Annotated in this window: 26 protein-coding genes and 1 tRNA gene; 12 read left to right on the top strand and 15 right to left on the bottom strand. The window is 63.4% G+C overall.

All coding sequences use genetic code 11. From position 1 onward, the window contains the following. Window positions 1-5: 5 nt before the first annotated feature. Window positions 6-2,456, bottom strand: a complete 2,451-nt coding sequence (locus tag ECTPHS_RS09905) for a DNA translocase FtsK (RefSeq protein WP_008932603.1) — start codon at window positions 2,454-2,456, stop codon at window positions 6-8. A 205-nt stretch (window positions 2,457-2,661) separates the two neighbouring features. Between ECTPHS_RS09905 and trxB the strand changes: the two genes are divergently transcribed. The 3 genes from trxB (at window position 2,662) to aat (ending at window position 5,638) form a co-directional block, all read left to right on the top strand. Further along, on the top strand, window positions 2,662-3,612 hold the full coding sequence (gene trxB, locus ECTPHS_RS09900; RefSeq protein WP_008932602.1) for a thioredoxin-disulfide reductase: 951 nt from the start codon (window positions 2,662-2,664) through the stop codon (window positions 3,610-3,612). Window positions 3,613-3,687: 75 nt separating this feature from the next. Then, on the top strand, window positions 3,688-4,860 hold the full coding sequence (locus ECTPHS_RS09895) for a GNAT family N-acetyltransferase (RefSeq protein ID WP_008932601.1): 1,173 nt from the start codon (window positions 3,688-3,690) through the stop codon (window positions 4,858-4,860). A 34-nt stretch (window positions 4,861-4,894) separates the two neighbouring features. Beyond that, entirely contained in the window at window positions 4,895-5,638 is a 744-nt protein-coding gene (gene aat, locus ECTPHS_RS09890; RefSeq protein WP_008932600.1) for a leucyl/phenylalanyl-tRNA--protein transferase, read from the top strand. Here aat and minE read toward each other — a convergent pair whose 3' ends face one another. The 3 genes from minE to minC are packed head-to-tail and all read right to left on the bottom strand — an operon-like array spanning window position 5,639 to window position 7,504. After that, the gene (gene minE, locus ECTPHS_RS09885) at window positions 5,639-5,911 is read right to left on the bottom strand and encodes a cell division topological specificity factor MinE (protein WP_008932599.1); all 273 of its coding nucleotides are present in this window, start codon (window positions 5,909-5,911) and stop codon (window positions 5,639-5,641) included. It abuts the gene before it with no gap. Then, entirely contained in the window at window positions 5,911-6,720 is an 810-nt protein-coding gene (minD, locus tag ECTPHS_RS09880; protein ID WP_008932598.1) for a septum site-determining protein MinD, read from the bottom strand. The genes minE and minD overlap by 1 nt, the downstream gene beginning before the upstream one ends. Window positions 6,721-6,748: 28 nt before the next feature. Then, window positions 6,749-7,504 carry a septum site-determining protein MinC gene (gene minC / locus ECTPHS_RS09875; protein WP_008932597.1) on the bottom strand — a complete coding sequence of 252 codons (756 nt, stop codon included), beginning with the start codon at window positions 7,502-7,504 and terminating at the stop codon, window positions 6,749-6,751. A 230-nt stretch (window positions 7,505-7,734) separates the two neighbouring features. On the opposite strand from minC, the gene ECTPHS_RS09870 reads away from it, so the two are divergent. The 4 genes from ECTPHS_RS09870 (at window position 7,735) to ECTPHS_RS09855 (ending at window position 11,403) form a co-directional block, all read left to right on the top strand. Next, entirely contained in the window at window positions 7,735-9,105 is a 1,371-nt protein-coding gene (locus ECTPHS_RS09870) for an NAD(P)/FAD-dependent oxidoreductase (RefSeq protein ID WP_008932596.1), read from the top strand. A 46-nt stretch (window positions 9,106-9,151) separates the two neighbouring features. Next, the gene (locus ECTPHS_RS09865; protein ID WP_008932595.1) at window positions 9,152-9,601 is read left to right on the top strand and encodes a hypothetical protein; all 450 of its coding nucleotides are present in this window, start codon (window positions 9,152-9,154) and stop codon (window positions 9,599-9,601) included. Window positions 9,602-9,676: 75 nt separating this feature from the next. Further along, the gene (locus ECTPHS_RS09860; protein ID WP_008932594.1) at window positions 9,677-10,105 is read left to right on the top strand and encodes a secondary thiamine-phosphate synthase enzyme YjbQ; all 429 of its coding nucleotides are present in this window, start codon (window positions 9,677-9,679) and stop codon (window positions 10,103-10,105) included. Between the two features lie 5 nt (window positions 10,106-10,110). Continuing rightward, on the top strand, window positions 10,111-11,403 hold the full coding sequence (locus tag ECTPHS_RS09855; protein ID WP_008932593.1) for a RuBisCO large subunit C-terminal-like domain-containing protein: 1,293 nt from the start codon (window positions 10,111-10,113) through the stop codon (window positions 11,401-11,403). Here the strand turns inward: ECTPHS_RS09855 and ECTPHS_RS09850 are convergent. From ECTPHS_RS09850 to ECTPHS_RS09820, 7 genes are all read right to left on the bottom strand, one after another. After that, window positions 11,397-12,977, bottom strand: coding sequence for a PAS domain-containing methyl-accepting chemotaxis protein (locus ECTPHS_RS09850; protein ID WP_008932592.1), 1,581 nt, complete (start codon window positions 12,975-12,977; stop codon window positions 11,397-11,399). The two genes, ECTPHS_RS09855 and ECTPHS_RS09850, sit on opposite strands and share 7 nt — an antisense overlap. A gap of 61 nt (window positions 12,978-13,038) precedes the next feature. Then, window positions 13,039-14,619 carry a PAS domain-containing methyl-accepting chemotaxis protein gene (locus ECTPHS_RS09845; protein ID WP_008932591.1) on the bottom strand — a complete coding sequence of 527 codons (1,581 nt, stop codon included), beginning with the start codon at window positions 14,617-14,619 and terminating at the stop codon, window positions 13,039-13,041. A 110-nt stretch (window positions 14,620-14,729) separates the two neighbouring features. Then, window positions 14,730-15,299, bottom strand: a complete 570-nt coding sequence (locus tag ECTPHS_RS09840) for an NnrU family protein (RefSeq protein ID WP_008932590.1) — start codon at window positions 15,297-15,299, stop codon at window positions 14,730-14,732. Between the two features lie 192 nt (window positions 15,300-15,491). Next, complete coding sequence (locus ECTPHS_RS09835) at window positions 15,492-17,015, bottom strand: DUF342 domain-containing protein (RefSeq protein WP_008932588.1); 1,524 nt, start codon at window positions 17,013-17,015, stop codon at window positions 15,492-15,494. A 25-nt stretch (window positions 17,016-17,040) separates the two neighbouring features. Beyond that, entirely contained in the window at window positions 17,041-18,999 is a 1,959-nt protein-coding gene (locus tag ECTPHS_RS09830) for a methyl-accepting chemotaxis protein (protein WP_050814247.1), read from the bottom strand. 262 nt (window positions 19,000-19,261) lie between these two features. Beyond that, window positions 19,262-19,576 carry a quaternary ammonium compound efflux SMR transporter SugE gene (sugE, locus tag ECTPHS_RS09825; RefSeq protein WP_008932586.1) on the bottom strand — a complete coding sequence of 105 codons (315 nt, stop codon included), beginning with the start codon at window positions 19,574-19,576 and terminating at the stop codon, window positions 19,262-19,264. 101 nt (window positions 19,577-19,677) lie between these two features. Next, a tRNA-Ser gene (locus ECTPHS_RS09820) sits at window positions 19,678-19,765 on the bottom strand. A 229-nt stretch (window positions 19,766-19,994) separates the two neighbouring features. Between ECTPHS_RS09820 and ECTPHS_RS09815 the strand changes: the two genes are divergently transcribed. The 3 genes from ECTPHS_RS09815 to ECTPHS_RS09805 all read left to right on the top strand — a co-directional run bounded on the left by ECTPHS_RS09815 (window position 19,995) and on the right by ECTPHS_RS09805 (window position 21,967). Then, window positions 19,995-20,666: a Bax inhibitor-1/YccA family protein gene (locus ECTPHS_RS09815; protein WP_008932585.1), complete on the top strand. Its 672-nt coding sequence runs from the start codon at window positions 19,995-19,997 to the stop codon at window positions 20,664-20,666. A gap of 105 nt (window positions 20,667-20,771) precedes the next feature. Continuing rightward, window positions 20,772-21,740, top strand: a complete 969-nt coding sequence (locus ECTPHS_RS09810; RefSeq protein ID WP_008932584.1) for a 2-hydroxyacid dehydrogenase — start codon at window positions 20,772-20,774, stop codon at window positions 21,738-21,740. Window positions 21,741-21,748: 8 nt separating this feature from the next. Continuing rightward, window positions 21,749-21,967 carry a SlyX family protein gene (locus tag ECTPHS_RS09805; RefSeq protein ID WP_008932583.1) on the top strand — a complete coding sequence of 73 codons (219 nt, stop codon included), beginning with the start codon at window positions 21,749-21,751 and terminating at the stop codon, window positions 21,965-21,967. Between the two features lie 15 nt (window positions 21,968-21,982). Here ECTPHS_RS09805 and ECTPHS_RS09800 read toward each other — a convergent pair whose 3' ends face one another. Further along, the gene (locus ECTPHS_RS09800; RefSeq protein ID WP_008932582.1) at window positions 21,983-22,762 is read right to left on the bottom strand and encodes a class I SAM-dependent methyltransferase; all 780 of its coding nucleotides are present in this window, start codon (window positions 22,760-22,762) and stop codon (window positions 21,983-21,985) included. A gap of 10 nt (window positions 22,763-22,772) precedes the next feature. Continuing rightward, window positions 22,773-23,351: a hypothetical protein gene (locus ECTPHS_RS09795; RefSeq protein WP_008932581.1), complete on the bottom strand. Its 579-nt coding sequence runs from the start codon at window positions 23,349-23,351 to the stop codon at window positions 22,773-22,775. Window positions 23,352-23,386: 35 nt separating this feature from the next. Between ECTPHS_RS09795 and ECTPHS_RS09790 the strand changes: the two genes are divergently transcribed. Beyond that, window positions 23,387-23,734, top strand: a complete 348-nt coding sequence (locus ECTPHS_RS09790) for a hypothetical protein (protein WP_008932580.1) — start codon at window positions 23,387-23,389, stop codon at window positions 23,732-23,734. Here ECTPHS_RS09790 and ECTPHS_RS09785 read toward each other — a convergent pair. After that, window positions 23,731-24,213 carry a YajQ family cyclic di-GMP-binding protein gene (locus ECTPHS_RS09785; protein ID WP_008932579.1) on the bottom strand — a complete coding sequence of 161 codons (483 nt, stop codon included), beginning with the start codon at window positions 24,211-24,213 and terminating at the stop codon, window positions 23,731-23,733. The two genes, ECTPHS_RS09790 and ECTPHS_RS09785, sit on opposite strands and share 4 nt — an antisense overlap. 183 nt (window positions 24,214-24,396) lie before the next feature. Here ECTPHS_RS09785 and cyaY point away from each other — a divergent pair, with 183 nt between their 5' ends. Next, window positions 24,397-24,726 carry an iron donor protein CyaY gene (cyaY, locus tag ECTPHS_RS09780; protein ID WP_008932578.1) on the top strand — a complete coding sequence of 110 codons (330 nt, stop codon included), beginning with the start codon at window positions 24,397-24,399 and terminating at the stop codon, window positions 24,724-24,726. On the opposite strand, the gene ECTPHS_RS09775 is transcribed toward cyaY, so the two are convergent. Next, complete coding sequence (locus ECTPHS_RS09775; protein ID WP_008932577.1) at window positions 24,710-25,078, bottom strand: hypothetical protein; 369 nt, start codon at window positions 25,076-25,078, stop codon at window positions 24,710-24,712. The genes cyaY and ECTPHS_RS09775 overlap by 17 nt on opposite strands. Window positions 25,079-25,200: the final 122 nt, after the last annotated feature.

The following is a 25,200-nucleotide window of genomic DNA, read 5'->3' as shown; positions in this document are numbered from 1 at the left end:
CGTTTTCAGTCCTGGGGTGCCGGCGCCAGCACTTCCCGGTTGCCGTTGGATTGCAGCGCGCTCACCACGCCGGCGGCCTCCATGTCCTCGATCATCCGGGCGGCCCGGTTGTAACCGATCTTGAGGCGGCGCTGTACATAGGAAATGGATGCCTTGCGGGATTCCAGCACGATGGCCACCGCCTGATCGTACAGGGGGTCGCTCTCCTCGCCGGAATCCACCGGCTCCAGTCCTGGTACGACCGCGGCGCCGGATTCCGGTTCCTCCAGCACATCGTCCAGGTAATCCGGCTCGCCCTGGGCCTTGAGGAAGTCCACCACGTGATGGACCTCGTGGTCCGCCACGAAGGCCCCGTGCAGACGCACCGGATGCCCGCTGCCCGGGGGCAGGTAGAGCATGTCGCCGTGCCCCAGCAGTTGCTCCGCGCCCATCTGATCCAGAATGGTGCGGGAATCCACCCGGGAGGACACCTGGAAGGCGATGCGGGTGGGGATGTTGGCCTTGATGAGACCGGTGATCACGTCCACCGAGGGGCGCTGGGTGGCCAGGATCAGGTGAATCCCCGCCGCCCGCGCCTTCTGCGCCAGACGGGCGATGAGTTCCTCCACCTTCTTGCCCACCACCATCATCATGTCGGCAAACTCGTCCACCACGATGACGATGAACGGCAACGGCTTGAGTTCCGGCGGCGGCGCCGCCGGATCGAAGGCGGTCTGTGGATTGTAGAACGGGTCCGGGATGGGTTCACCGGCGGCGATGGCGTCCTTGATCTTGCGGTTGAAACCGGCCAGGTTGCGCACGCCCATCTGGGACATGAGCTTGTAGCGACGCTCCATTTCCGCCACCCCCCAGCGCAGGGCGTTGGAGGCGTCCTTCATGTCGGTGACCACGGGGGCCAGCAAATGGGGGATGCCCTCGTACACCGACAGCTCCAGCATCTTCGGATCGATGAGGATCAGACGGACCTCGTCCGGCCGGGCCTTGAACAGCAGCGAGAGCAGCATGGCGTTGATGCCCACGGACTTGCCCGACCCGGTGGTGCCGGCCACCAGCAGATGGGGCATCTTGGCCAGATCGGCCACCACTGCGTGGCCGCTGATGTCCTTGCCCAGGGCCAGGGTGAGGGCGGAACCGGCCTTTTCGAATACCGGCGCCCGGAAGATCTCCGACAGGCTCACCAGCTCCCGTTTCTGGTTGGGTATTTCCAGGCCCACGGTGGACTTGCCGGGAATGACCTCGACGATGCGGACACTGATCACCGACAGGGCCCGGGCCAGGTCCTTGGACAGCCCGGAGATCCGGCTCACCTTCAGGCCCGGTGCCGGCTGCAGTTCAAACCGGGTGATCACCGGTCCCGGATGCACCTCCACCACGTCCACCTGGACCCCGAAGTCCCGCAGTTTTTCCTCCACCTGCCGGGACATGAAGTGCAGGTCTTCCTCGGTATAGCCCCCTTCCTGCGGCTTGGGGGCATCCAGCAGGTCCAGGCTCGGGAAGGCGTCCGGGGGGATTTCGCCGACGTTAAACAGGGAGGGCTGTCGCTTGGGCGCGGGAGGCTTGGGCGGGGTGACGGGCGTGGGCAACGCCGCTTCCAGGACCGGTTCCACCCGGGCCTTGATCTTCGGCGCCGGTTTTTCTACCTCGTCCGGTTCCCGGACTTCCTGCAGGGTGGCGATCCGGGGCTCCACCTTGGGTTGGGACCGCGGGCGCGGGGCTTCCTGCTCCGGGGTGGCGGCTCGGGCGGCGCTTTCCCTGGCTTCCCGTTCCTTGCGGGCCTTGCGTCCGGCATGGCGCTCCCGGGCCGTGGCGATCCATTCCAGGGTCCAGTCCACCCCCTGGAGGGTGTAGCGCCCCAGTCGATCCATCAGGGACAACCAGGACAGCCCGGTGAGCAGGGTCACGCCGGTCAGGAACAGGGCCAGCAGGAACAGGGTGACGCCCAGCAGGTGAAAGATCGGTACCAGCCCCTCGCCGATCACCTCGCCCAGGATGCCGCCGGCATTCATGGGCAACGCGCCCGGCAAAAAGTGCAGGGTCGCCAGACCGCAGCCGGCGGCCAGGGTGATGACAAACCCCAGCCAGCGCACGCCCAGGGCATGCAGGTCCAGCTCACCGGTATCCTTGCGGCCGCGAAAGACCAGCCAGCCGCTGTAGGCCACCACCACCGGCGCCAGATAGGCCAGATAGCCGAAGAGATGGAAGAACACATCGGCAAACCAGGCCCCCGCCCTTCCCCCCAGGTTGGTGACCTTCATGCCGGTCCCGGTCTGGGACCAGCCGGGGTCGGTGGGGCTGTAGCTGGCCAGGGCGATGAACAGGTAGGCAGCCGCCGCCGTCAGCACCAGCAGGGTGCCCTCGCGCAGGGCACGGCGCAGATGGGCGCTGATGGGTCGCGGTGCGGAAGCAGGCTTGCGGGCGGGCTTGTCCGCCGTTTTCTTGGATTTTGCTCTGGCCAATGGTCAGGTCGTGTCAGGGGCTTGAGTGTGAGAATCAGGGTAAGCCGTCGAGTTTAACCCCTTGAAGGGTTTCAAGTCCCTTTTTTGGGACTTCGCGTCGGTATTGTACATCCTGCCGGGGACTTGGCGCCGCCGGGGCTTCAAAGTAGATTAGGCGGCTCGGATTTTGACCGCATCCTTCATTTCCCCAGGAGAACCGTTTCCCATGACTGCCCCCAGACATTGCCGCCTGCTCATTCTCGGCTCCGGCCCCGCCGGATATACCGCTGCAGTGTACGCTGCCCGTGCCAACCTCAAGCCGGTCATGATCACCGGTCTGCAGCAGGGTGGCCAGCTCACCACCACCACGGAAGTGGACAACTGGCCCGGGGACGACCAGGGGGTACAGGGGCCGGAACTCATGGAGCGGATGAAACGCCACGCGGAACGCTTCAATACCGAGATCATCTTCGATCACATCCATACCGCCGACCTGAAGCAGCGTCCCTTCACCCTCACCGGCGACACCGGCACCTATACCTGTGATGCCCTCATCATCGCCACCGGGGCCTCGGCCATGTACCTGGGGCTGCCCTCCGAGGAGGCCTTCAAGGGCCGGGGCATCTCCGCCTGCGCCACCTGTGACGGTTTTTTCTATCGCGGCCAGAAGGTGGCGGTGATCGGCGGCGGCAACACCGCCGTGGAAGAGGCCCTGTACCTGTCCAACATCGCCGAGCATGTCACCCTGGTGCACCGTCGGGACAAGTTGCGGGCGGAGAAGATCATGCAGGATCATCTGTTCGAGAAGGAACGCCAGGGCAAGGTGAGCATCGAGTGGAACCATGTGCTGGACGAGGTCCTGGGCGACAATCTGGGCGTGACCGGCATGCGGATCAAGGATGTGCAGTCCGGGCAGACCCGGGATGTGGCGCTGCAGGGGATCTTCATCGCCATCGGCCACAAGCCCAATACCGACCTGTTTCAGGGCCAGCTGGAGATGAACAATGGATACATTCGGGTGAAAAGTGGTCTGGATGGTAATGCCACGGCCACCAGTGTGCCGGGGGTGTTTGCCGCCGGGGATGTGATGGACCATGTCTATCGTCAGGCGGTGACCTCGGCCGGTTCCGGCTGCATGGCGGCCCTGGATGCGGAGCGTTTTCTGGAAGGCGGTTGAGGGTGCCGCGGGCGCGGCCCTCCACGGGGAATGCTTCGCCCGCACGGTAGGCCCATTCCACTCGGAGGCTTCATCATGGATCACCCGGGCGTGCTGGAATGCCGCATCAGCGATGACCTGTCCGCCCTGCCCGCCGCCGAGTGGGATGCCCTGGGCGGGCGGGATGAACCCTTCCTCAGCCATGCCTTCCTCTGTGCCCTGGAACGCCATGACTGCCTGGGCAGCCGGTTCGGCTGGTATCCCCGGCATGTCACCCTGCACCAGCCGGGCGGTGAACTGGTCGCCGCCCTGCCCCTCTACATCAAGACCAACAACTACGGCGAGTTCGTCTTCGACTGGGCCTGGGAACAGGCCTGGCGCCAGTCAGGACTGAACTACTACCCCAAACTGGTCTGCTCGATCCCCTATACCCCGGCCACCGGTACCCGTCTGCTGGTCCACCCCGACCATGACCGGAAGGCCCTGCAACAGGTACTGATCCAGCAGGCCATCGAGCTGACCCATGCGGGCGAGTTGTCCGGACTGCATGTGCTGTTCCCGGAACACGAGGACAGCCGGGCGCTGCAGGCGGCCGGCCTGACCCTGCGCATGGGCTGCCAGTATCACTGGCATAACGAGAATTACCGGGATTTCGACGACTTTATAGAGCGTTTCAGTGCCAAGAAGCGCAAGAACGTCCGACGTGAACGGCGCCGGGTGCAGGAACAGGGACTGGATATCCGGGTACTGCACGGTGACGAGGTGAGCCGGGACCTATGGGCGGTGTTCCACCACTTTTATGTGAGCACCTTCGAACGCAAGATGGGGATTCCGACCCTGAGCCTGGGCTTTTTTCAGGAAACCGGCCGCACCCTGGGACGACAGGTGGTCATGTTCCTGGTGGAAGAGGACGGCGAACCGGTGGCGGCGGCCCTGTGCTACCGGGGCAAGGACACCCTCTACGGCCGCTACTGGGGCTGCATCCGGGATTACGATGCCCTGCATTTTGAAGCCTGTTACTACCAGGGCATCGACTACTGCATCCAACAGGGTCTGGCGAGGTTTGAGCCGGGCGCCCAGGGAGAACACAAGATCAGTCGGGGGTTTCTGCCCACCCGGACCTGGTCGGGACACTGGATTACCCATCCGGGACTCCGGGGTGCGGTGGCCGCGTTCTGTCAGCGGGAGCAGGCGGCCATGGCAATCCAGTGCGAACAACTGATGCGTCTGTCGCCGTTCCGGGTGGAAGCGGAGTCCGGCTCGGGTTAGGCTGTATCCCGGACACCCAAAGGGATCACGGACCATGTCTGGCAACAACGATATGCATTCCCTCACCTGGCTGCACCCCGGACAGAGCGATGAGCCGTTTCCGCCGGTGGAGCGCGCCCTGCGTGAGCCCAACGGCCTGTTGGCCGCCGGCGGCGACCTGAGCCTGCCCAGACTGCTCAATGCCTACCGTCACGGCATCTTTCCCTGGTACGAGGCGGGTCAGCCCATCCTCTGGTGGTCGCCGGACCCCCGCACCATCCTCTACCCTTCCCAGGTGAAGGTGAGCCGCAGCCTGGGCAAGGTCCTGCGCGGACATCGCTTCCAGGTGACCTTCGACCAGGCCTTCGCCGATGTCATCAAGGGGTGCGCAGGCCCCCGGCGAGGGGTTCACGGCACCTGGATCACCTACGGGATGCAGCAGGCCTTCATCCAGCTGCACCATACCGGACACGCCCATTCGGTGGAGGTCTGGGAAGATGACGTACTGGTGGGAGGACTCTATGGAGTGAGCATGGGGCGGGTATTCTTCGGCGAGTCCATGTTCAGCCAGGTCCCGGATGCCTCCAAGGTGGCCCTGGTCACCCTGTGCCGTCATCTGGACCACTGGGGATATCCGCTGCTGGACTGTCAGACCCCTTCCGAGCACCTGACCCGCATGGGGGCCGTACCCATGTCGCGGCAGCGTTTCAGCACCCGGCTGCAGCAGCTGTGCTCGGTGCCCAGCCGCCCCGGCCCCTGGGCAATGGAGCTGGAACCGGGGGCCGCTGCCAAGCCATGACTACCCCTGTCGTTCAGGCTCGGACAAGGTGATGTTGACCTCCAGAATCTCGCAATCGCCCTGATTTTCCAGACTCATCTGCACCGCCTCGTCCCCCACCTGGACGTACTTGCGAATGACTTCCAGCAGTTCCCGGTGCAAGGCCGGCAGATAGTCGGGACCGGAGCGGTGGCTCCGCTCCCGCGCCACGATCACCTGCAGACGTTCCTTGGCCACCTTGGCGCTGCCCTGTCGGGGTGAACGAAAGTAATTGAAAATGCCTTTCATGGCCATTAACCCCTGAACAGGCGTCCGAAGAGCCCCTTCTTCTGCGTGGTGAGAAAACGGTGCGGGCGGTCTTCGCCCAGAAAACGGGCTACCGCGTCACGATAGGCCTGCCCGGCGTCGGACTCTTCGTCCAGAATCACCGGCATGCCCGCATTGGAGGCATTGAGCACCGACTGGGATTCGGGAATCACCCCCAGCATGTCGATGGACAGGATCTCGGTGACATCATCCACACTGAGCATCTCGCCCCTTTCCACCCGCTCGGGGGAATAACGGGTCAGCAGCAGCTTGGCCGGCAAGGGACCTTCGCCCCGCTCCGCCTTGCGGGTCTTGCTGGAGAGGATGCCCAGCATCCGGTCCGAGTCACGGACGCTGGAGACCTCGGGATTGGTCACCACGATAGCCTCATCGGCAAAATAGGCGGCCATCATGGCCCCCCGCTCGATGCCGGCCGGGCTGTCGCAGACGATATAGTCGAATTCCTGACTCAGCTCATCCAGCACCTTTTCCACCCCTTCCTCCGTCAGGGCGTCCTTGTCACGGGTCTGGGAGGCGGGCAGGATGAACAGGTTGTCCGTGCGTTTGTCCTTGATCAGGGCCTGGCACAGATTGGCGTCACCGTTGATCACATTGACAAAATCGTAGACCACCCGCCGCTCGCACCCCATGATGAGATCCAGGTTGCGCAGACCCACGTCAAAGTCGATGACGGCGGTTTTGTGCCCTTCCAGGGCCAGGCCGGTGGCCACGGCCGCCGAGGTCGTGGTCTTGCCGACGCCGCCCTTGCCTGAGGTAATTACTACAATGCGTGCCATATAGCCTGCATCTCCTTGAAATTCTGCGCTAGATTTCCGAAATGTTGATGGTCTCGCCGGCCAGGGTCACCAGCCGGTGATCTCCCCGTTCGGCATCAAGGATATCCTCCGCGATCCGATAATGCCCGGCAATGGATACCAGTTCCGCATCCAGGCGCCGGCAGAAGATTCTTGCCCCCGTCATGCCGCGGACCCCGGCCAGGGCCTTGCCCCGCAGGGTGCCGTACACATGGATATGCCCGTCGGCCAGCAGCTCGGCCCCCGCCGACACCGTCCCCAGGACGATCAGATCGCCCCCCCGGGCATAGACCTGCTGGCCGGAACGCACCGGCTGATTCACCACCAGCGAAGCCGTATGCAGCGCCTGCACCGGTGCCGATTCCTGATGTGCGGCGGGGGCGGGTTCGTTCGCGGGCTCGGCCTGCGGGGAAGGGGCGACACGGAGCGGGATCTCGCCCCCCTTGCCGCCCAGGACAATCAGTGGCAGCCCCACCCTGGAGGCGACGGACTGGGCCGCGGTCCCCTGCTGCAATCCGATGAGCTTGAATCCCCGCCCGCGCACGGTTTCGATCACCTGCGTCAGGGTCTCCACCGACGTGTCCGCCAGATGCTCCAGGTCCACCAGCAGGGGCATGTCCCGCATCAGCTCGGGGGCCTCCCGCATGCGGGCATTCAGCGCCTCATTCAGTCGATGGGTATCCGCATCATGCAGCCGAAGAATGGATACCAGGATCATGCGCCCCTTGAGTTCAATGGGCTGGATGGGGCTGGGATTGGCATTCATAAAGTTCGTTCCGCAAAGCCGGGCCGCAAGGGCCCGCCGGTTATGAAGACGTGGATTTGGGATCTGGCGCATCATTGTAACGGTTCGGAGGATTCAACGCGCCGGCAACATGTTAATATACTTATGATCTATCCAATAAAGCATCGACCCAGTCGAGCAAACCGCCCTGTCGGCATGCACGGAAAGTCCGTTGCGGCCGTCCACCAAGCAGGAATGGAGATGAAGCAAAGATGAGCAGCCAAGATGACAAGCACGCAAAAGACGCGGTTGAGCGTGCCCTGAAGCACTCCGGTCTCTCACGCCGGGATTTCCTCAAGCTTTCCGGCGGTGGCGCCCTGCTGGCGGGGGCCGCCGTGGGCACCGGCGGCATGATGTATCCGGCCGCTGCCCGGGCCGTTCCCACCAACGCCCGCATCGTCATCGTCGGTGCCGGTGCCGCCGGTCTTTCCTGCGCCACCCGGCTGGCCCGGGAACTGGATGGAGCGGACATCACCCTGATCGATCGTCGCCAGGACCACTATTACCAGCCCGGCCTGACCCTGGTGGCCACCGGCGTCTGGCAGACGGAAAAGCTCCTGGACCGGAACCGGCGCTACGTCCCCTCCAGTGTCAACTGGGTTCACGACATGGTCGCCGAATACGATCCGGACAACAACCGGGTGGTGACCGAAACCGGTCGCACCATCGACTATGACTTCCTCATGGTGGCCACCGGACTGCAGGTCAACTACACCGCCATTGACGGCATGTCGGAGAATCTCATCGGTCACCGGGGCGTGGGCTGCGTCTATGACAAGCCGGAACTGGCCGAACGCACCTGGCAGGCCGTCGACCATTTCGTGAACGAGGGCGGCATCGGCCTGTTCACCCGCCCGCGGGGTGACATGAAATGCGCCGGCGCCCCGCTCAAGGTGGCCATGCTCACGGAAAGCCGAATGAAGGAGCGCGGCACCCGGGATCGCGCCGAGATGCACTACCTGCCCCCCGGTACCGGCCTGTTTTCCCAGCCCCACACCGACGACTTCCTGCGCAAGAACTTCCCCGAACGGGGCATTCATATCCACTGGGATCATCCCCTCAAGGCCATTGATCCCGAGCGCAAGACCGCCACCTTTGCCACCCCCCTGGGTGACGAGACCCTGGATTACGATTTCATCCACGTGGTGCCGCCCATGAGCGCCCCCGATTCCCTGCGCAACAGTGAGCTGGCGGCCCGCGAGGTTCCCTTCACCGGTTGGCTGGAGGTGGACCGCTTCACCCTGCAGCACAAGCGCTATCCCAATGTGTTCGGCGCCGGCGACATCAACGGCGTCCCCATCGGCAAGACCGCGGCCAGTGTCAAGGCCCAGGTGCCGGTGGCGGTGGAGAACATGATCCGGACCATTCAGGGCAGTCAGCTCAACGCGGCTTACGACGGCTATACCTCCTGCCCCCTGATCACCGAGTTGGGTCAGGCCATTCTGGTGGAGTTCGATTACGACCTGAAGATGAAGCCCTCCTTCCCCTTCATCAGCCCCTATCAGGAGCACTGGGTACCCTGGGTCATGAAGGACCGTCTGCTGCTGGCCGCCTACAAAGCCATGCTCCGGGGCCGTATCTGAGGCGCCGTCATGACTTTTTCAGAACATTTTTAGAGAGGAATCGGCAATGGCATTTTCAATCCTGGGGTTATTGGCAGTGGTCCTGGAGTTCTTCCGGGGCTGGCTGTGGTTTATCGGGCTGTTCCTGCTGCTGGACTTTGCACTGACCTTCTATTTCCTCAAGCGCTCCTCGGGCTGCAAGACCTGCTGGATCCTGCCGGCCTATGTGACCGTCGGCTTCGGGGTCTTCATTTTCATACTCTCCATGATCACCCTGCCGACCATCACCAAGTCCAGCTGGGCGGCCCTGTCCGGCATCGACTATCTGGCCCTGATCGGCGCCAGCATCGGCTTCGGTGCCCTGTTCGCGATCCTGGCCTTCCCCTTCATGCTGAACCTGCTGGGGATTCGTTCCAGACCCAGGCCCACCAGCCAGGCGACGCGCACCGAAACGCCCTCCCAACCCCAAGCCTCGCCTCAGCCCCAGCCCGCCATGGCGGAAAAGGTCGCGGACTGACCACCCGCTGGATATCTCGCCTCGGTCGGGTTACGCTTCGGCATCCCGACCGAGACCGAGAGCCGTCCAGCGACGATGAAGATCTCACACCACGATATCCGCCTTCGCACCGAGGCCCCCATCCAGATCATCGATGTCACCCGGCAGGTGAAGGATCTGTTCACGGATAGCGGCATCCGCAACGGCATCTGCACCGTGATCTCCCGGCACACCACCGCCTGCGTGAATCTCAACGAGCAGGAACCCATGCTGCAGCGGGACATGCTCACCCACCTCAAGCGTCTGGTGCCCCGTGACGGCGACTACCTTCACAACGAAAACCCCGTGGACGGCCGGGACAACGCCCATTCCCATCTCATGGGACTGTTCATGAACGCCTCCGAAACCATTCCCATCGTGGACGGCGAGTTGGTTCTCGGCACCTGGCAGTCCATCTTCTTCATCGAACTGGACGGTCCTCGCCCCGAGCGCCGTCTGACCGTACATTTCATGGGAACCGACTAAAGCCGATGCAGCCCGCCGACATTGAAGGTTTCTTCGCCGATCCTGCCGATCTGGATCTGAACCGCTATCTGATCCTGGACTACGAACTGGAATGCGTGGGTGACCCACGCCTGGCAGTGGCCCACCTGTGCAGCGAACAGTCCACCGCCCAGTGGAAGCGGGTGGATGTGGACGAAGACCTGCGTCCCCGGTTCGCGGCCAAGGTGATCGAGATGGAAATCCTGGAAGAGCGGGAAGCCCTGAGCTATCCGGTCACCCATGCCGCCGAAGGGCGCATTTTCGCCTGCCGGGTCCGCATCGCCCATCCCCACGAGAACTTCGGCCCCCGGATTCCCAACCTGCTGTCGGCGGTCTGCGGCGAAGGTCCGTTCTTCACCCCGGGCATCCCCCTGATCAAGCTGATGGACATCCACTTCCCCGAGGTCTTCCTCAGGGCCTTCCAGGGGCCAAAATTCGGGGTACAGGGGCTGCGTGAGCTGCTCCATGCCCATGACCGCCCCATTTTTTTGGGGGTCATCAAACCCAACATCGGACTGCCACCCGAAGCGTTCTCGGCCATTGCCAGTGAAGCCTGGCTGGGCGGGCTGGACATTGCCAAGGACGACGAGATGCTGGCCGATCCGGACTGGTCCCCCCTGGATGAGCGCTGCCGCCATCTGGGCGAGGCCCGGCGACGGGCCGAGCAGGAAACCGGCACCCCAAAGATGTACATGGCCAACATCACCGACGAAGTGGATCGTCTGACCGAGCTTCACGACATCGCCGTGGCACGGGGCGCCAATGCCCTGCTGGTGAACGCCATGCCGGTGGGGCTATCCGCGGTGCGGATGCTCCGCAAGCACACTCAGGTCCCCCTGTTCGGGCATTTTCCCTTCATTGCCGCCTTCAGCCGCCTGCCCCACTACGGCATCCACTCCCGGGTCATCACCCGGCTGCAGCGTCTGGCCGGCTATGACTCGGTGATCATGCCGGGTTTCGGGCCACGCATGATGACCAGCGACGAGGAGGTCATGGCCAATGTCCGCGCCTGCCTGGAAGACATAGGCCCCATCAAGCCCTGCCTGCCGGTGCCCGGCGGCAGCGATTCCGCCGCCACCCTGCAGCGGGTGTACGAGAAGGTGGGCAGCGTGGACTTCGGTTTCGTGCCGGGACGCGGTGTATTCGGCCATGCCATGGGTCCCCGCGGTGGTGCCGCCAGCATCCGGCAGGCCTGGGATGCCCTGGCCCGGGGGGTGCCGGTGCCGGAACAGGCCCGGCAACACCCGGAGCTGGCGGCGGCACTCAAGCAGTTTCAGTGAACCCGGTCCCAGAACTGCATCGCCAGCAATTCCAGATGCCGTGACAGGTCCGCCAGTTCACCGGCGGCCTGTTCGATCTTGAGAATGGCATCGGCGTTTTCTTCGGCGCTGTAACGGATGTTCGTGACACTGCGGTTGATGTCTTCGCTCACGGCACTTTGCTGATCCACCGCCGTGGCGATCTGGATGCTCATTTCGGTGATGGCCCCTACGCTACGGGTAATGGCCTCCAGGGACTCGGCGGCCTCTTCTGCCTGAACCACGCAACGCTCGGCCTGCTCCCGGCTCTGCCCCATCACCTGCACCGATGACCCGGCACCGGCCTGGAGCTTTTCGATCATGTCCTGGATCTCCTGGGTGGACTTCTGGGTGCGCGAAGCCAGGCTGCGCACCTCATCGGCCACCACCGCAAAGCCGCGCCCTTCCTCGCCGGCCCGGGCCGCCTCGATGGCCGCGTTCAGGGCCAGCAGGTTGGTCTGTTCCGCGATCCCCTGGATCACCTCCACCACCTTGCTGATCTCGTTACTGCGTGTCTGCAGGTCATGAATCACCTGGGTTGCCCGGTCCACCTCCCGGGACAGGTGACCGATGGCGGCGCCGGTTTCCACCACCAATCGGCGACCGGAGGCAGCACCTTGATCGGCATGTTCTGCGGATTGCGCGGTATGTCGGGCACTGGATGCCACTTCCTGCACACTGGCGGACATCTGGTTGACGGCGGTGGCCACCTGCTCCGTCTCCGCCTGCTGGGCCATGATCGACTTGCGGGATTTCTCCACGCTGGTCACCATCTCCCGGGTCTGCTCGGACAGACGCTTGGCGGCTTCCGCCACACGCCCCACCGCCGCCCCCGTCTCGGCCGACAGCATGCGCAGCGCGAAGTCGATCTCCCCGTATTCATCGGTGCGGCCGGTATAGACAAACTGGCAGAGCGGGTTATGAACCACCGCCCGCGCACGCTGCTGCAATCGGGCCAGGGGAGATAAACCAAACCAGGCCCAGGCGCCGGCCAGGACGCCGAACCCGGCCACTGGTGCCAGCACCTGCGCGGCCGAGCCACCCGCGAAAAGCCCCAGTACCCCGCCCACCGTCGCGGCGGCGAGGATCAGCACCGGCAAACGAACCCGCACCCCGGGCAACGGCCATCGGAGTGCCCGAGGCAACCTGCCGGCCATGACCTGGGCATAGACGGCTTCCGCCCGTTGCACCAGTTCCCTGTCGGGACGGGTACGCACGGACTGGTATTCCACCACCCGGCCCTCCTTTCGAATCGGGGTGACATAGGCGTTGACCCAGTAGTGATCGCCATTCTTGCAGCGATTCTTGACCAACCCCATCCAGCTTCTGCCGGCCTTGAGCGAATCCCAAAGGTTCTGGAATGCGGCCGGCGGCATGTCAGGGTGGCGCAGGATATTGTGGTTCTTGTTCAGCAGCTCGGCTTCCGTATAGCCGCTGATCTCGACGAAATCCCCATTAACGTCCGTGATGATGCCCTTGAGATCGGTGGTCGAAAGAATATTGACCTGGCTGGAAAAGGTTCTCTCCCGTCCTGTAACCGGTAGATTCTTCTTCATGGAGGCAAGCTCTCGGTAATGTAATGGAGGTCGGCCCGACAAACCCGGAACGACGACCTGCTCACTGCTTCCTGTCCCAGAAGTGCGCCGCCAGCAGTCGCAGTTCCGAAGCCAGCCCGGCCACCCCCACCGCCAGCGCCTCGATACTACGGCTGTCCCGGGCGTTGCTGTCCGCGGCCTCCCTTATCCGGGTGATGCTGCGATTGATTTCTTCGCTGACCAGACTCTGTTCATTCACCGCCGTGGCAATCTGGGTACTCATGTCCGTGATGGACTTCACGTCACGGGTGATGGCCTCCAGCGCGGCGGCCGCGTCCCGGGCCTGACTCACGCTCCTTTCCGCCTGCTGCAGACTTTCCTGCATCACGCTCACCGAAGAACGGGCGCCTGCCTGCAGCTTCTGGATCATGGTCTGGATCTCCTGGGTGGAGTTCTGGGTCCGGGTGGCCAGGCTGCGCACTTCGTCGGCCACCACGGCAAACCCCCGACCATGCTCACCGGCACGGGCCGCCTCGATGGCCGCATTCAGGGCCAGCAGATTGGTCTGCTCCGCAATGCCCCGGATGACATCCAGCACGGCACTGATCTGGCTGCTGCTGTGCTCCAGTGCCTGAATCACGGTCGTGGCCCGTTTCACTTCCTGGGCCAGATGCAGGATCAAGTCTTCGGTAGAGGCAACCACCTGCCGACCATGACTGGAATTGCCATCCGCCACATCCGCCGCCTCCGCGGTGCTATGGGCATTGTGGGCGACCTCCTGGACGCTGGCAGCCATCTCGTTCACGGCCGTCGCCACCTGATCCGTTTCCGCCTGCTGACGCAAAATCTGCGCGGCGGCGGCCTGAACGGTATCAACCATGTGCCCGGACTGACGGGCCAGACGGGCAGCATCGTCGGCCACCCGACCGACCGCCGCGCCCCGCTCCGATTCGAGCATGCGCAGGGCAAATTCGATTTCACCGAACACATCCCGTCTTCCGGTATAGACATATTGGCCCAGGGGGTTGAGGGCAATGGCCCGCGCCTTGGTCCGCAGTGCCGACAGGGGCTGCAACTGCCAACCGGTCCCCGCTAGCGCCAACGTCGTGGCCGGTACCAGCGTGAACAGGGCAATCGACACCGGCGTCCCCAGCCACACGGCACCCAGCAGAGCCGCCATGCCGGCCAGGCCAACACCCGTGAGCAGACGCAGATGCGGGGAAATGGCGGGGAGTTTCAGGACGATGGGGGGCTTGCCGGCCAGGATGCGGGTGTAGAGATCAGTGGCACGATTGACCAGGTCGCGATGGGGCCGGGTCCTGACGGATTGATATTCCTGCACCTTGCCGTTCTGCAGGATCGGCATGACGAAGGCACTGACCCAGTAGTGATCCCCGTTCTTGCACCGGTTCTTCACCATGCCCATCCAGCTTCGTCCGGCCTTGACGTTCGACCACAGATCCGAAAATGCCTCGGGGGGCATCTCGGGATGGCGCACGATGTTGTGATTCTTGCGTAGCAGTTCGTCTTCGGCAAAACCGCTGATGGCGATGAAATCATCGTTGACGTAACTGATGGCGCCCTTGAGGTCCGTGGTGGAGAGAATATTGGCCTTGTCCCCGAAGGACTGCTCCCTGCCGGTAATCGGGAAATTTTTTTTCATCGTAAATTCGGATCCCGTAAATGCAAGACAAGCCTGCAACCAGTGAAGCTCAAGGGGCCCCTCCGGCGCGGCGAGCATGAACCGGCGCGGAGGGGATGGGGGTCCTGGCCTTACTTGACGGGCACCCCGATCAGCCACTCGTGCAGGAAGAAGGCAAAGATCAGGTAGCCCGCCAGACCGGCCGCGACCGTGATGGCGGTTCCTTTCAGGTTAGCGGCAGCAACCGTGGAACCCTGAACCTGATCGCGCTGGCGCAGGGAACGGAAGCACAGCACGGACCACACCAGGAAGGCGCCGAACAGCAGGATGTCCGCGAGCATGCCGTTGGCCAGCAGATGCCCGAAGGCCCAGGCCTTGACGGCGATGACCATGGGGTGCTTCACCGCTGCCTTGATGTGGTTGCCCGGCACAAAGGCCGCCGCCAGGATGATGAAGGCCAGCAGGGACAAAAGGGCCGTCACATGGTGCAGCCACATAGGTGGAGACCAGACGGGGATGGGAGCGGCCTTGCCGTATCCAAGGATGATGAGAATGAAGCCGACCAGGGACACCGCCCCGGCAAAGGCCATCCAGCCCTTTTCTCCCCATTGCTGAATACGGGCACTGCGCCAGTCATCGGCAAAGATGCGCAGGGAATGAATCCCCAGAAACATCGCCAGACCAAGGATGAGTACGATCACGGTTATTCCTTCCTGTATTGGGTTTTGACGGTAAAAGCCGGGGAATTCTAACCGAATTTGCTGAAATGCTTATGCAGGGGCATGATCCAGCATCAACTCGCCTTCCCGCAGCAGGAAGACGCCGCCGACCGATTCCGATTCCATGCGCCGCGGCTTGTCCCCGACCCAGACCTCCACGCCGGGGTGGATCCGTTACCTGACCAGGATGCAGGCCCCTTCACAGCGCCCCATCTGAGCCGTCAGGCTGTCCTTTTCCAGCCCCAGATCCCGGATATGGCCCTGGGCCTCGACCAGGGTATTGGCGGCCCGGCGCTGAAAATCCGCCGCCACCCGCTCGGGATGGTGTCTGGCGAACTGCAGACTACGGGAGAGTTCTTCCGCCAGATGGGTCTGTTGCTCGATGCGCTGTTCCAGGGCCTGGAGCTGGTCCCGCAACTCGGGATCGGCGCCCACCACCACCTGGATATGAGGGCCCGTGGGAGAACCCAGCAGGAGGCATTCAATCAGTTCCCGGGCACGCACCATGCCTCCCACGATCTGACCCTTGCGCGCCCCCGTGCCACCCACCACCACGGTATGGGCCGCACTGATCCAGCAATGGACAACCTGCTCCTGAACCACCACATGGGCGGCCTGAACCCGTGCATTCTCCAGGAAATGGGCGCTGACCGTGCCGAGGGCCTTGAGCGATGCCGTCGGTCTTGTCTTGCCTTCCTCCTGTTCATCCGGATGCAGCTGGCCCACCACGCCGTGCCGGATCCGGATATCCCCACCGGCCTCGAGAATAGCGCCCTCCACCATGCCGTTGACGATGATGTCACCACTGGCGGTCACCTTCATGCCGGACACCACGTCACCCCGGATCAGGACACTGCCCTCGAAGGCGAGATTGCCCGAGGAGAGATCCACCTTATCGACCTGAAGGGATTCTTCGACCATCACGCCCCGGGGCACGACCACCGGCGCACCGGCGATGGTCGCCACCAGCAGATCGGGGTCATCGGGATCGGGGGCGACATTGCGCAGTGAACCGGCAAAGGCCAGTTCCCGACCGGGCCGGGCCGGGATGATTTGACCCAGCAGGTTCGTACCGGGTGTACCCGAGGTAGCGGCATGCCGACGCATCAGGGGGGTGCCGGGGGCGGCCTGGGGTACTTCTTCCAGATCCCGGTAATCGGCCCGTCCTCGCTCATCGATATGAGGCATGCGGCGGCGGGCCTTGGGGATCAGGGATTCAAACTCCGTGTCCCGACCGTGAACCGGAGGCGTGGCCCGGGCAATGATCGCTTCCGCGGGCGCCTCGCGGCCCGCCCGCAGGGTGTCAAACAAGGCGGCCTCATCCAGGCCGTGGACGATACCCTGCGCCTTGATGGCCTCGCGGACGGCGTCCTCGGAAACCACCTGCCCACCTCTGGGTGGCGTGACACGCAGCGTGGCGGCCTGTTTGCGCGCATCCAGGGTGAGCCTGAAACTGCCGTCCATGCGGCGGGCAACGGGAAACTCTCGTCCGGCAAGCTCGGCCGCCTCATTGGCCAGGGCCTCCAGCAACAGGGACATCTCCCTTGGATCAACGGCCCAGTCACCAAACCCGGCTTCCGCCAGGGCGGCGGTCAGACGGGACTCATCCATCTCGTGCCGGCGCGCCGGATCGGTCACGCCCACAAAAAGACGACCCGTTGCATCGTCCACCCGAAACACCAGTCCGAAAACGGTCATGTCTTGTTCCTTGCGCACAGGCTCATCAATGCCCGATCTCCGCCAGCCGGACAAGACGATTGGCCGTCAGCATCCGATCCAGGGCCTCGGCGCTCTGCTCAAGACCCTGGGCGATATCCAGGATCTGCTCTGCCGCGCGGCCATTATCATCGGCCAACGTGTTGATGCGGACAATGTTTCGGCTCACCTCTTCCGCCACATGATTCTGCTCACGGGCCGATTGGGCGATGTGAATACCCTGCTCGTGGACATCCTTAACCGCCTTCTTGATGGAGCCAAGGCTTCCGCTGGCCTCCTGGGCATGGGACACACAAGTCTCCGCCTCGCCCTGCCCCCGATGGATCGCCGCGGTCACGTCGGATACCGAGTTCTGCACGTCCTTGATGATGCCGTAGATCTCACTGGTCGAGTTCTGAGTCTTGCTCGCCAGTTTGCGGACTTCGTCGGCGACCACGGCAAAACCACGACCATGCTCACCGGCGCGAGCCGCTTCGATGGCTGCGTTGAGTGCCAGCAGATTGGTCTGATCGGCAATCTCCGAGATGGTTTCCAGTACCTTGCCGATACTCTGGCTACCCTGATCCAGTCGCTGAATCACGTCCAGCATGCCGCGCATGTTGGTTGCCAGGGCCTCGATGGCGTTGGCCGTCTCCCCCACCAGGCGAATGCCGTTTTCGGCGGAGGACAACGCCTCGCCGGCGGCATCCTGGGTGCTCTGCGCATGCTGCGACATCTCCCCGGCGGAAGCCGCCATTTCCACACTCGCGGAAGCCACCTGCTGGGTTTCCTGCTGTTGCTGCCTGACCAGATCCAGACCCTGGCGGGAATGATTCACCAGTTCTTCAGCCGCTCCTCCCAGGGAAGTGGAAGTCCCGGAGATCTGCTGCAGGATGTCCTGAAGGTTGTCGGCATAGTGGTTGAAGGCTTGTGACAGCACGGCCAGTTCGTCCTTGCCGCGAACTTCAAGCCGCAGGCTGGAGTCGTGCTCCATCTGCCGGATACGCTCGACCCCGGCGCGGATCGGTCCCACCATGCCGCGCTGTACCAGCCAGGCAATGACCAGCCCCATGATGATCACCAGGGCGGCAATGAGACCGAGAAACATCCATGCGGAACGGGTGGCGCTGACGATCTGTTCACGTACCGCATCAGCCCGCATGCCGATGACATGCATGCCGATCTGCTCGCCCCTGTCGTTGACGAGGGGAACCTGAACACCAAACCAGTCCCTTCCAATATCAAGGCCGTCATTCACCAGCCTGTCCAGATCAAGGCTGTTGGCAAACTCCATGGCGTACTGGTTGAACCAATTATCATTGGCCACGAAATACTCGCCGACACGCCGATTACCGGCGATACCGGGGCTGTTTTCCAGGGCCGTGGGGGACAACAGAAGCACATAGGCAGCCCCCTCGGCCTCGAAATCCCGACTGATGCTGCCCACCCCTTGCAGGAGTTCGAGACTGCCGCGGTAAACGCCGTTTTCCATGATGGGGGCCAGGGCACGAATGGCATAACCGGCTCGACCCATTTCATTGCCTTCGGCGATGGGTCGCTGGGTTCTGAGCATTTCCTGAATGCTGGCACGAAAGCTGAGGTCGTCACCATACTGGTCGGGCGCCCAGCTACGCTGCCAGGATGCCCCGTCCCCGGTATGGACCTGAACTCTCAGACCCCGGTAATTGGTGGTCGTCCTGAAGGTCTCAAGAATGTCACGAATGGCTTGATGAGCGCGGTCACGATCATCGAGAAGATAGGCATCGCGAATATCGGGGTGCTCCGCCAGCATGACGCTGACCCCGATACCGAACTCCCTCTTACTTTGCAGGCGTTCTTCGAGCATGGTGGCCAGGTAGTGGCCATTCTGCTCCATCACGTCCTGTTCCAGCGAGGCACGCAACCACTGTACGTAGAGAAGCCCCAGAAGCAGACAAACGGACCCCGTCAACAAAACGGCAAATACCAAGCGCCTTGTCATGGACATGACAATCATTCCCTCCCGAAAGCGGCGTTTTTCTTTTAGGCGTTTTTCTTTTACTTGCCTTGATCCGTCCCCTTAGCCCGGGGAGACGGATGCCAACAGGCAAGAAATCTTGCCTCGGAGGATGCAAAACCCTGGCTTGCCGGGCAGGATGATGGAAAATCTCCTGATTTATAATGATTCTTAGCATTTGACAGGGATACGGTCCATGACCGGAGAGACGCAATGGCCGAAAATCCTGACGAACCGCAAGAACCCGCGCACTTTAACCTGCCAGCTTGAGCCCCACCAGGCCGGCGACGATCAGCAGCACACTCAACACCCGCAGCAGGGACAGGGTCTCGCCGTAGTAAAGAATGCCGAGAATGAAAGTGCCAACCACACCGATGCCCACCCAGATGGCGTAGGCCGTGCCCACCGGGAGGGTCTTCATGGCCTGGGCCAACAGCCAAAAGCTGGCGGACATGGCCGTCAGGGTCATCACACTGGGCCACAGACGGGTGAAGCCTTCACTGGCCTTGAGGCCGATGGCCCAGACCACTTCGAGCAAGCCGGCGATGATGAGGGCAAGCCACGCCATGTTCATGATGGAATCTCCACGAATCGGCGGGGTCGTCCCCGGGTTTGGCAGGCACACGCAGGTCGTCCTGCGCGGAGAAATGACGTTTTAAACCAAGGGGATGGCGGAAGGGGTGGGATTCGAACCCACGGACGGTCGCCCGTCGCTGGTTTTCAAGACCAGTGCAATCGACCACTCTGCCACCCTTCCGCGGGGATGCCTTGCAGGCGAGGGGTCTTCAAGCGGTCTAGTTTAACCGGCCGGAGAAAAAGCGACAACTCGGGTCGCGGACGCACGGGAACAAGGCACGACACCTGCCGGTCTCAGATTCCGGCGACCATCGCCGGTTTTGATCCCGGGACGCCAATCAAGTACCTTAGCGCCATCACGGACACACTTGATGTTCGTCATTCCATCCCGTCAAAGAGGAGCATCCACCATGTCAACCGAGCGCGTCACCGCCGTCAGCCGTCCGGCTGAGGGCGTCCTGGCTTCCAATAAGGTCATCCGCAACACCTACATGCTGCTGTCCATGACCCTGGCCTTCAGTGCCGTGATGGCCTTTGTCGCCATGGCCGTGGGTGCCCGGCCGGTTCACTGGCTGTTCATGCTGGCCTTCTTCATCGGCTTTCCCTTCCTGATCAATTATCTGCGCAACAGCATCTGGAGCCTGCCGCTGGTGTTCGTGTTCACCGGCGTGATGGGTTACATCCTGGGCCCCATCGTGGGCATGTATCTGAGTCTGCCCAATGGTCCGGGCGTGGTGGGTGGCGCGCTGGCCAGCACGGCGCTGGTGTTCGTGGGCCTGTCCGCCTATGCACTGATCACCCGCAAGGACTTCAGCTTCCTGGGCGGCTTCGTGTTCGTGGGCTTCCTGGTGGTGCTGGCGGCCATCGTGGCCAATCTGTTCCTGGCCATTCCGGCCCTGTCCCTGGCCATTTCCTCGGCTGTGGTGCTGTTGGTGTCGGCCGCCATCCTGTGGGACACCAGCCGCATGGTGCACGACGGCGAGGCCAACTACGTGGTGATGACGGTCTCCCTGTTCGCCAACATCTATGTGCTGTTCCTGCACCTGATGAACCTGTTTGCCATGCTCACCGGCGATAACTGATCGCCGTTCGAGCCGTTGCGGACACGTGACCGAAGGCCCCGGGCATCGCCCCGGGGCCTTCTTGCGTCAAGCCTTGCCTGAACCCCCACGAATGGAACGGTGAACATGCAGATCGAACACGGCGTATTCCTGGACCTGGAAACCCTGGATCGGGGCGACCTGGATCTCTCCCCCCTGAAGCATGCCCTGCCCCACTGGACTTTCCATGACTACACCACGCCGGCACAGGTGGCCGAGCGGATCCGGGATGCCCAGGTGGTCATCACCAACAAGGTGGTGCTGGACCGGCAGGCCCTGTTCGCCGCGCCGCGGCTGAAGCTGGTCTGCCTGGCGGCCACGGGCACCAACAACGTGGATCTGGAAGCCGCCGCCGAACGGGGCATTGTGGTCTGCAATGTGAGGGACTATGCCACCGCCTCGGTGGTACAGCATGTCTTTGCCCTGATCCTGGCCCTGACCGTCCGCCTGGACGCCTACCAGCGGGATGTCCGGGAAGGACGCTGGCATGCCAGTCGTCAGTTCTGCATCCTGGACCACCCCATCCGCGAGCTGGCGGGACGCCGACTGGGGATCATCGGCCACGGGGTGCTGGGACGGGCCACCGCCGATGCCGCCAGGGCCTTCGGCCTGGAGGTGCTGGTGGCGGAGAGTCTGCGGGGCGATCCATCGCAGCCGGGGCGTCTGCCGCTGGATGATGTACTGGCCGACGCGGACATCATCAGTCTGCACTGCCCGCTCACGCCCCGGACCGAGCGGCTCATGAATGCCGAGCGCCTGGCCCGCATGAAGCCGGACGCCCTGCTGATCAACACGGCCCGGGGTGCGGTGGTGGATAACCAGGCCCTGGCTCAAGCCCTGCGGGAGAAACGACTGGGCGGGGCGGGTATCGACGTACTGGAACAGGAGCCGCCCCCGGCGGATCACCCGCTGCTGGAGGGGGACATCCCGAACCTGATCATCACGCCCCATGTGGCCTGGGCGGCGGTGGAGGCCCGGCAGCGGATGGTGGATGCGCTGGCACGAAACATTGCCGGTTTTGTGACCGGCGACATCATCAATCAGGTGAACGGGTGAGGCTGGACATGTCGGATGCCGTGAGTGAAAGAATGGTGGAACTGGAGATCCGCATGGCCCATCAGGAGGCCCTGTGCCAGGATCTCAATGACGTGGTGATCCGACAGCAGCAGGAGATCGACCGGCTGCAGTTGCAGGTGGAGGGTCTGCGGCTGCGACTGGTGGAGCTGATGGAACGCCAGTCTCCGGGAGCGCAACTGCCGGAACCGCCCCCACCCCATTACTGACAACACCTTTCCCCCTCATCCCCGGCCCTTCTCCCCCGCAGGAGAGAAGGGCGTGAGATAGATGTCGAACCGGGTACTGCTGCCCGGCAGGGTGTGACTGGGCGCCCTGCCTCCCAGCGGCTCGCCCCGCGTCGGCCGCTTGACCACCACCCGCTCACGGGCCGCCCCCAGGGCGGCATCCAACAGCGCGGCGGCGTCCCCGTCATCCCCCACCAGGGTACGAAATACCCGCATCTCCTTCTTGACCAGGGCCTGCTTGTCCCGGTGGGGATACATGGGGTCCAGGCAGACCACGTCGGCCCGTTGCCCACTCAGCCATTGCACGGCATCCCCCGGAATCAGGGTCATGCGTTCGATGACCGGTGCCAGCGCGGCCACCTCGGCGGCCCGGGCCAGCCCGTCGGCCAGGAGGGCGGCAATGACCGGATGGCGCTCCAGCAGGATGACCTGGCAGCCCAGACCGGCCAGGATGAAGGCATCCCGGCCCAGGCCGGCGGTGGCATCCACCACCTCGGGACGATGCCCCTTCTTGAGTCCGGCGGCGCGGGCCAGCGGCTCGTTGCGGGGGCTGGACTGGCGTCCGCGATACCCCAGACGCCCCCCGGCAAAGTCCACATAGACGGGCCCCGGCGCATTCGGGCCGGTCTGGCGCAGCTCCAGACGTTCGGGAGTGACCATCAGGACCGGACCGTCCGGGTGATCCGGTCTCCGCAGGGGCAGGCCCAGCTGCCGGGCCAGATGCTCGGCCCGATCCCGGGTATCGGGGGTGTCGTGGGCAATGGAAAGGCCGTTCACGGGACCAGGCTCAGTCGGAAGCGGGCGTTTCGCCCAGGATCACCCGGCCATCCGGATGCAGTCGATAATCCGGCACTTCCAGGTTGCGCCGGGCGGCCTGACCGTCATGGACCCGACCGGCGAAGTCGTAACGCCCGCCCCGGCAGCGGTCGACAAAACCTCCGCCCCAGCCCTGCTCCGCCGCGATCTCGGGGGGCACCAGGTCCAGGCGGCAACCCAGATCGGTGCCGGTGGCAAAGGCCACGAAGAGATCCGGTGCCGCGGAGCGATGATCATTGCGATAAGCACGGGGCTGGCGGCTGAAACGGGAACCCGGGTCATAGAGGCGCTCGGCAAAGGTCGCATCCGCCATCGCCATGCCCTCGTCCCGGCGCAGTACCAGCACGGGCCGGCCGCTCCACTCCACTTCCAGCATCTCCCCCGGCGCCAGCGAGGTGATGTCCACGGACTGGGTCAGGACATGACTGGTGCGCGGTTCGCTCAAAAAGCCGGAGATCATGGCATAGGCGAGGGCCAGTATCCCCAGCAGGGCCATGACCTTGAGGGCAACCCGGTAATAGACGCGAATATCCGACTCTTCAGTAGTCATGAGGGAGCCATCCGGGAATAATGGAGAATGTCACAATGATCCGAGAACATGCGATGAACGTCCCTTCCAGACACGCCTATGTCGGCATCCATAACGATCTTCACGGCGGCATGACCACCATCGGCGGCATCATCAAGGATGCCTGGGTGTTCGGCCTGATCCCGGAAACGGAGACCTGCGAGGGCTGGACACCGGCCCGGATCCAGATGCTCCATGACCAGGTGGCCGCCGCCTGGGATCAGCACGGCCTGCTGGCCAGCCGCCTGCCGCCGGACCTGCGGGAGCGCCATGCCCGCATCCATGACGAGGCCATTGCCCGCGCCAAGGCCCAGGGCTGGGTGCCCGGCATGGATGTGGACGGCAGCATGGAGCAACAGCTTTAGTCCCTGAAGTTGTTGTACTGCAGGGGCAGGTCCAGTTCGGCCTTGCGCAACAGGGCGATGGCCTCCTGCAGGTCATCGCGCTTCTTGCCGGTGATCCGGACCTTGTCGCCCTGGATCGAGGCCTGCACCTTGAGCTTGCTGTCCTTGATCAGACGGATGATCTTCCTGGCCAGATCCTGGTCGATGCCCTGCCGAATGGTGACCACGCGGCGGGCCTTGCCGCCCCCCTCTTCCAGCTTGCCGGATTCCAGACAGCCCACGTCGATGCCCCGCTTGGCCAGCTTCTGGGTGAGGATGTCCATCACCTGGTCCACCTGGAATTCGGAGGCACCGAACAGGGTCAGCTCGGCCTCGCTCTGTTCCACGTCGGCGGGGCTGCCCTTGAAGTCGTAGCGGTTCTCCACTTCGCGCTTGGTCTGGTCGACGGCGTTGCGCAGTTCCTGCATGTCCACTTCGGACACCACGTCGAATGAAGGCATGATCTTCTCCGTATTGCTGAATCAGCGCGCAAGTCTATCAAAATACGCGCAGGACGCCTCCATCGGGATCAGGCCCACGGGCACGAAGGGAACCTGCCCTGCCCGGCGGTTCCGGAGGATTTGCTATTGGCCCGACAATCCAATACCGTCCGGGCTTTGCATCTCTTTCCGAGGAATCTTGTCATGAACCCAGTCTCCTTTGCCGTACAGGCGGAACAGGCCCTGGAATCGCTGATGGAGCGCATGAGTGAAGTGGACGCGCTGGCGGACCTGGACATGGATCTGGTGGACGGGGTACTGAAAATGGAGTTTGATGACGGCAGCAAGCTGATCATCAACCGGCAGGAGCCGGTGCGCCAGCTGTGGCTGGCCTCACCGGAAGGCCCGGCCCATTTCAATCAGGACACCGGCGGTACAGGCTGGGTGAACGACCGCACCGGAGAAGGGCTGCTGGACACCCTCAACCGGGTGCTGAGCCAAAAGCTCGGCGAGGCGATCAGGATTCCGGACTAGACGGCGTCTGTTCCGGCTTTTTCAGCAGGGACTCCAGCTGCCCCACCACTACGGCGGGCTTGTGGTCTTCCAGCATCCGGTCCACCAGCAGCAGCATGGGATGATAACGGGGCTGCATGGTGTACTGGATGCGGGCCATGTTCAGGGACAGGCGCCGGAACTGGCGGAAGAACAGATAGGACAGGGTGGCTACGATCAGTGCCGTCCAGGTGGCGCTCTGGAACCAGATCCAGGCGGCCGCCCCGTAGCCGATGAAGCTGACGATGAACAGCAGGGTGGCAAAACGATGGATGGTGGCCACGAAGGCGGCAAAATCTTCTTGATGCGCGGCGAATTCTTCCTGGGAGATCATGAATCACGGATTCCGGTTGGGTTAACGTGAAAGAACCAAGTCAGCTAGAGACGCTCCCTTCTCCCCCCTGGGGGAGAAGGGCCGGGGATGAGGGGGTGGGGTAGGCACCGTGCCGGCCCTCG

Source organism: Ectothiorhodospira sp. PHS-1, assembly GCF_000225005.1.
Lineage (GTDB): Bacteria > Pseudomonadota > Gammaproteobacteria > Ectothiorhodospirales > Ectothiorhodospiraceae > Ectothiorhodospira.
This window is presented reverse-complemented; position numbering and strand designations above follow the sequence as displayed.

Coding starts and splice junctions, on each gene's coding strand:
- ECTPHS_RS09865 (WP_008932595.1), top strand. CDS start 9,152: ATGGCATTTTCAATCCTGGGGTTATTGGCAGTGGTCCTGGAGTTCTTC.
- ECTPHS_RS09895 (WP_008932601.1), top strand. CDS start 3,688: ATGGATCACCCGGGCGTGCTGGAATGCCGCATCAGCGATGACCTGTCC.
- ECTPHS_RS09835 (WP_008932588.1), bottom strand. CDS start 17,015: ATGACCGTTTTCGGACTGGTGTTTCGGGTGGACGATGCAACGGGTCGT.
- minC (WP_008932597.1), bottom strand. CDS start 7,504: ATGAATGCCAATCCCAGCCCCATCCAGCCCATTGAACTCAAGGGGCGC.
- minE (WP_008932599.1), bottom strand. CDS start 5,911: ATGGCCATGAAAGGCATTTTCAATTACTTTCGTTCACCCCGACAGGGC.
- aat (WP_008932600.1), top strand. CDS start 4,895: ATGTCTGGCAACAACGATATGCATTCCCTCACCTGGCTGCACCCCGGA.
- ECTPHS_RS09775 (WP_008932577.1), bottom strand. CDS start 25,078: ATGATCTCCCAGGAAGAATTCGCCGCGCATCAAGAAGATTTTGCCGCC.
- ECTPHS_RS09805 (WP_008932583.1), top strand. CDS start 21,749: ATGTCGGATGCCGTGAGTGAAAGAATGGTGGAACTGGAGATCCGCATG.
- ECTPHS_RS09855 (WP_008932593.1), top strand. CDS start 10,111: ATGCAGCCCGCCGACATTGAAGGTTTCTTCGCCGATCCTGCCGATCTG.
- ECTPHS_RS09860 (WP_008932594.1), top strand. CDS start 9,677: ATGAAGATCTCACACCACGATATCCGCCTTCGCACCGAGGCCCCCATC.
- cyaY (WP_008932578.1), top strand. CDS start 24,397: ATGAACCCAGTCTCCTTTGCCGTACAGGCGGAACAGGCCCTGGAATCG.
- sugE (WP_008932586.1), bottom strand. CDS start 19,576: ATGGCGTGGCTTGCCCTCATCATCGCCGGCTTGCTCGAAGTGGTCTGG.
- trxB (WP_008932602.1), top strand. CDS start 2,662: ATGACTGCCCCCAGACATTGCCGCCTGCTCATTCTCGGCTCCGGCCCC.
- ECTPHS_RS09810 (WP_008932584.1), top strand. CDS start 20,772: ATGCAGATCGAACACGGCGTATTCCTGGACCTGGAAACCCTGGATCGG.
- ECTPHS_RS09795 (WP_008932581.1), bottom strand. CDS start 23,351: ATGACTACTGAAGAGTCGGATATTCGCGTCTATTACCGGGTTGCCCTC.
- ECTPHS_RS09830 (WP_050814247.1), bottom strand. CDS start 18,999: ATGTCCATGACAAGGCGCTTGGTATTTGCCGTTTTGTTGACGGGGTCC.
- ECTPHS_RS09850 (WP_008932592.1), bottom strand. CDS start 12,977: ATGAAGAAGAATCTACCGGTTACAGGACGGGAGAGAACCTTTTCCAGC.
- ECTPHS_RS09790 (WP_008932580.1), top strand. CDS start 23,387: ATGATCCGAGAACATGCGATGAACGTCCCTTCCAGACACGCCTATGTC.
- ECTPHS_RS09815 (WP_008932585.1), top strand. CDS start 19,995: ATGTCAACCGAGCGCGTCACCGCCGTCAGCCGTCCGGCTGAGGGCGTC.
- ECTPHS_RS09870 (WP_008932596.1), top strand. CDS start 7,735: ATGAGCAGCCAAGATGACAAGCACGCAAAAGACGCGGTTGAGCGTGCC.
- minD (WP_008932598.1), bottom strand. CDS start 6,720: ATGGCACGCATTGTAGTAATTACCTCAGGCAAGGGCGGCGTCGGCAAG.
- ECTPHS_RS09785 (WP_008932579.1), bottom strand. CDS start 24,213: ATGCCTTCATTCGACGTGGTGTCCGAAGTGGACATGCAGGAACTGCGC.
- ECTPHS_RS09845 (WP_008932591.1), bottom strand. CDS start 14,619: ATGAAAAAAAATTTCCCGATTACCGGCAGGGAGCAGTCCTTCGGGGAC.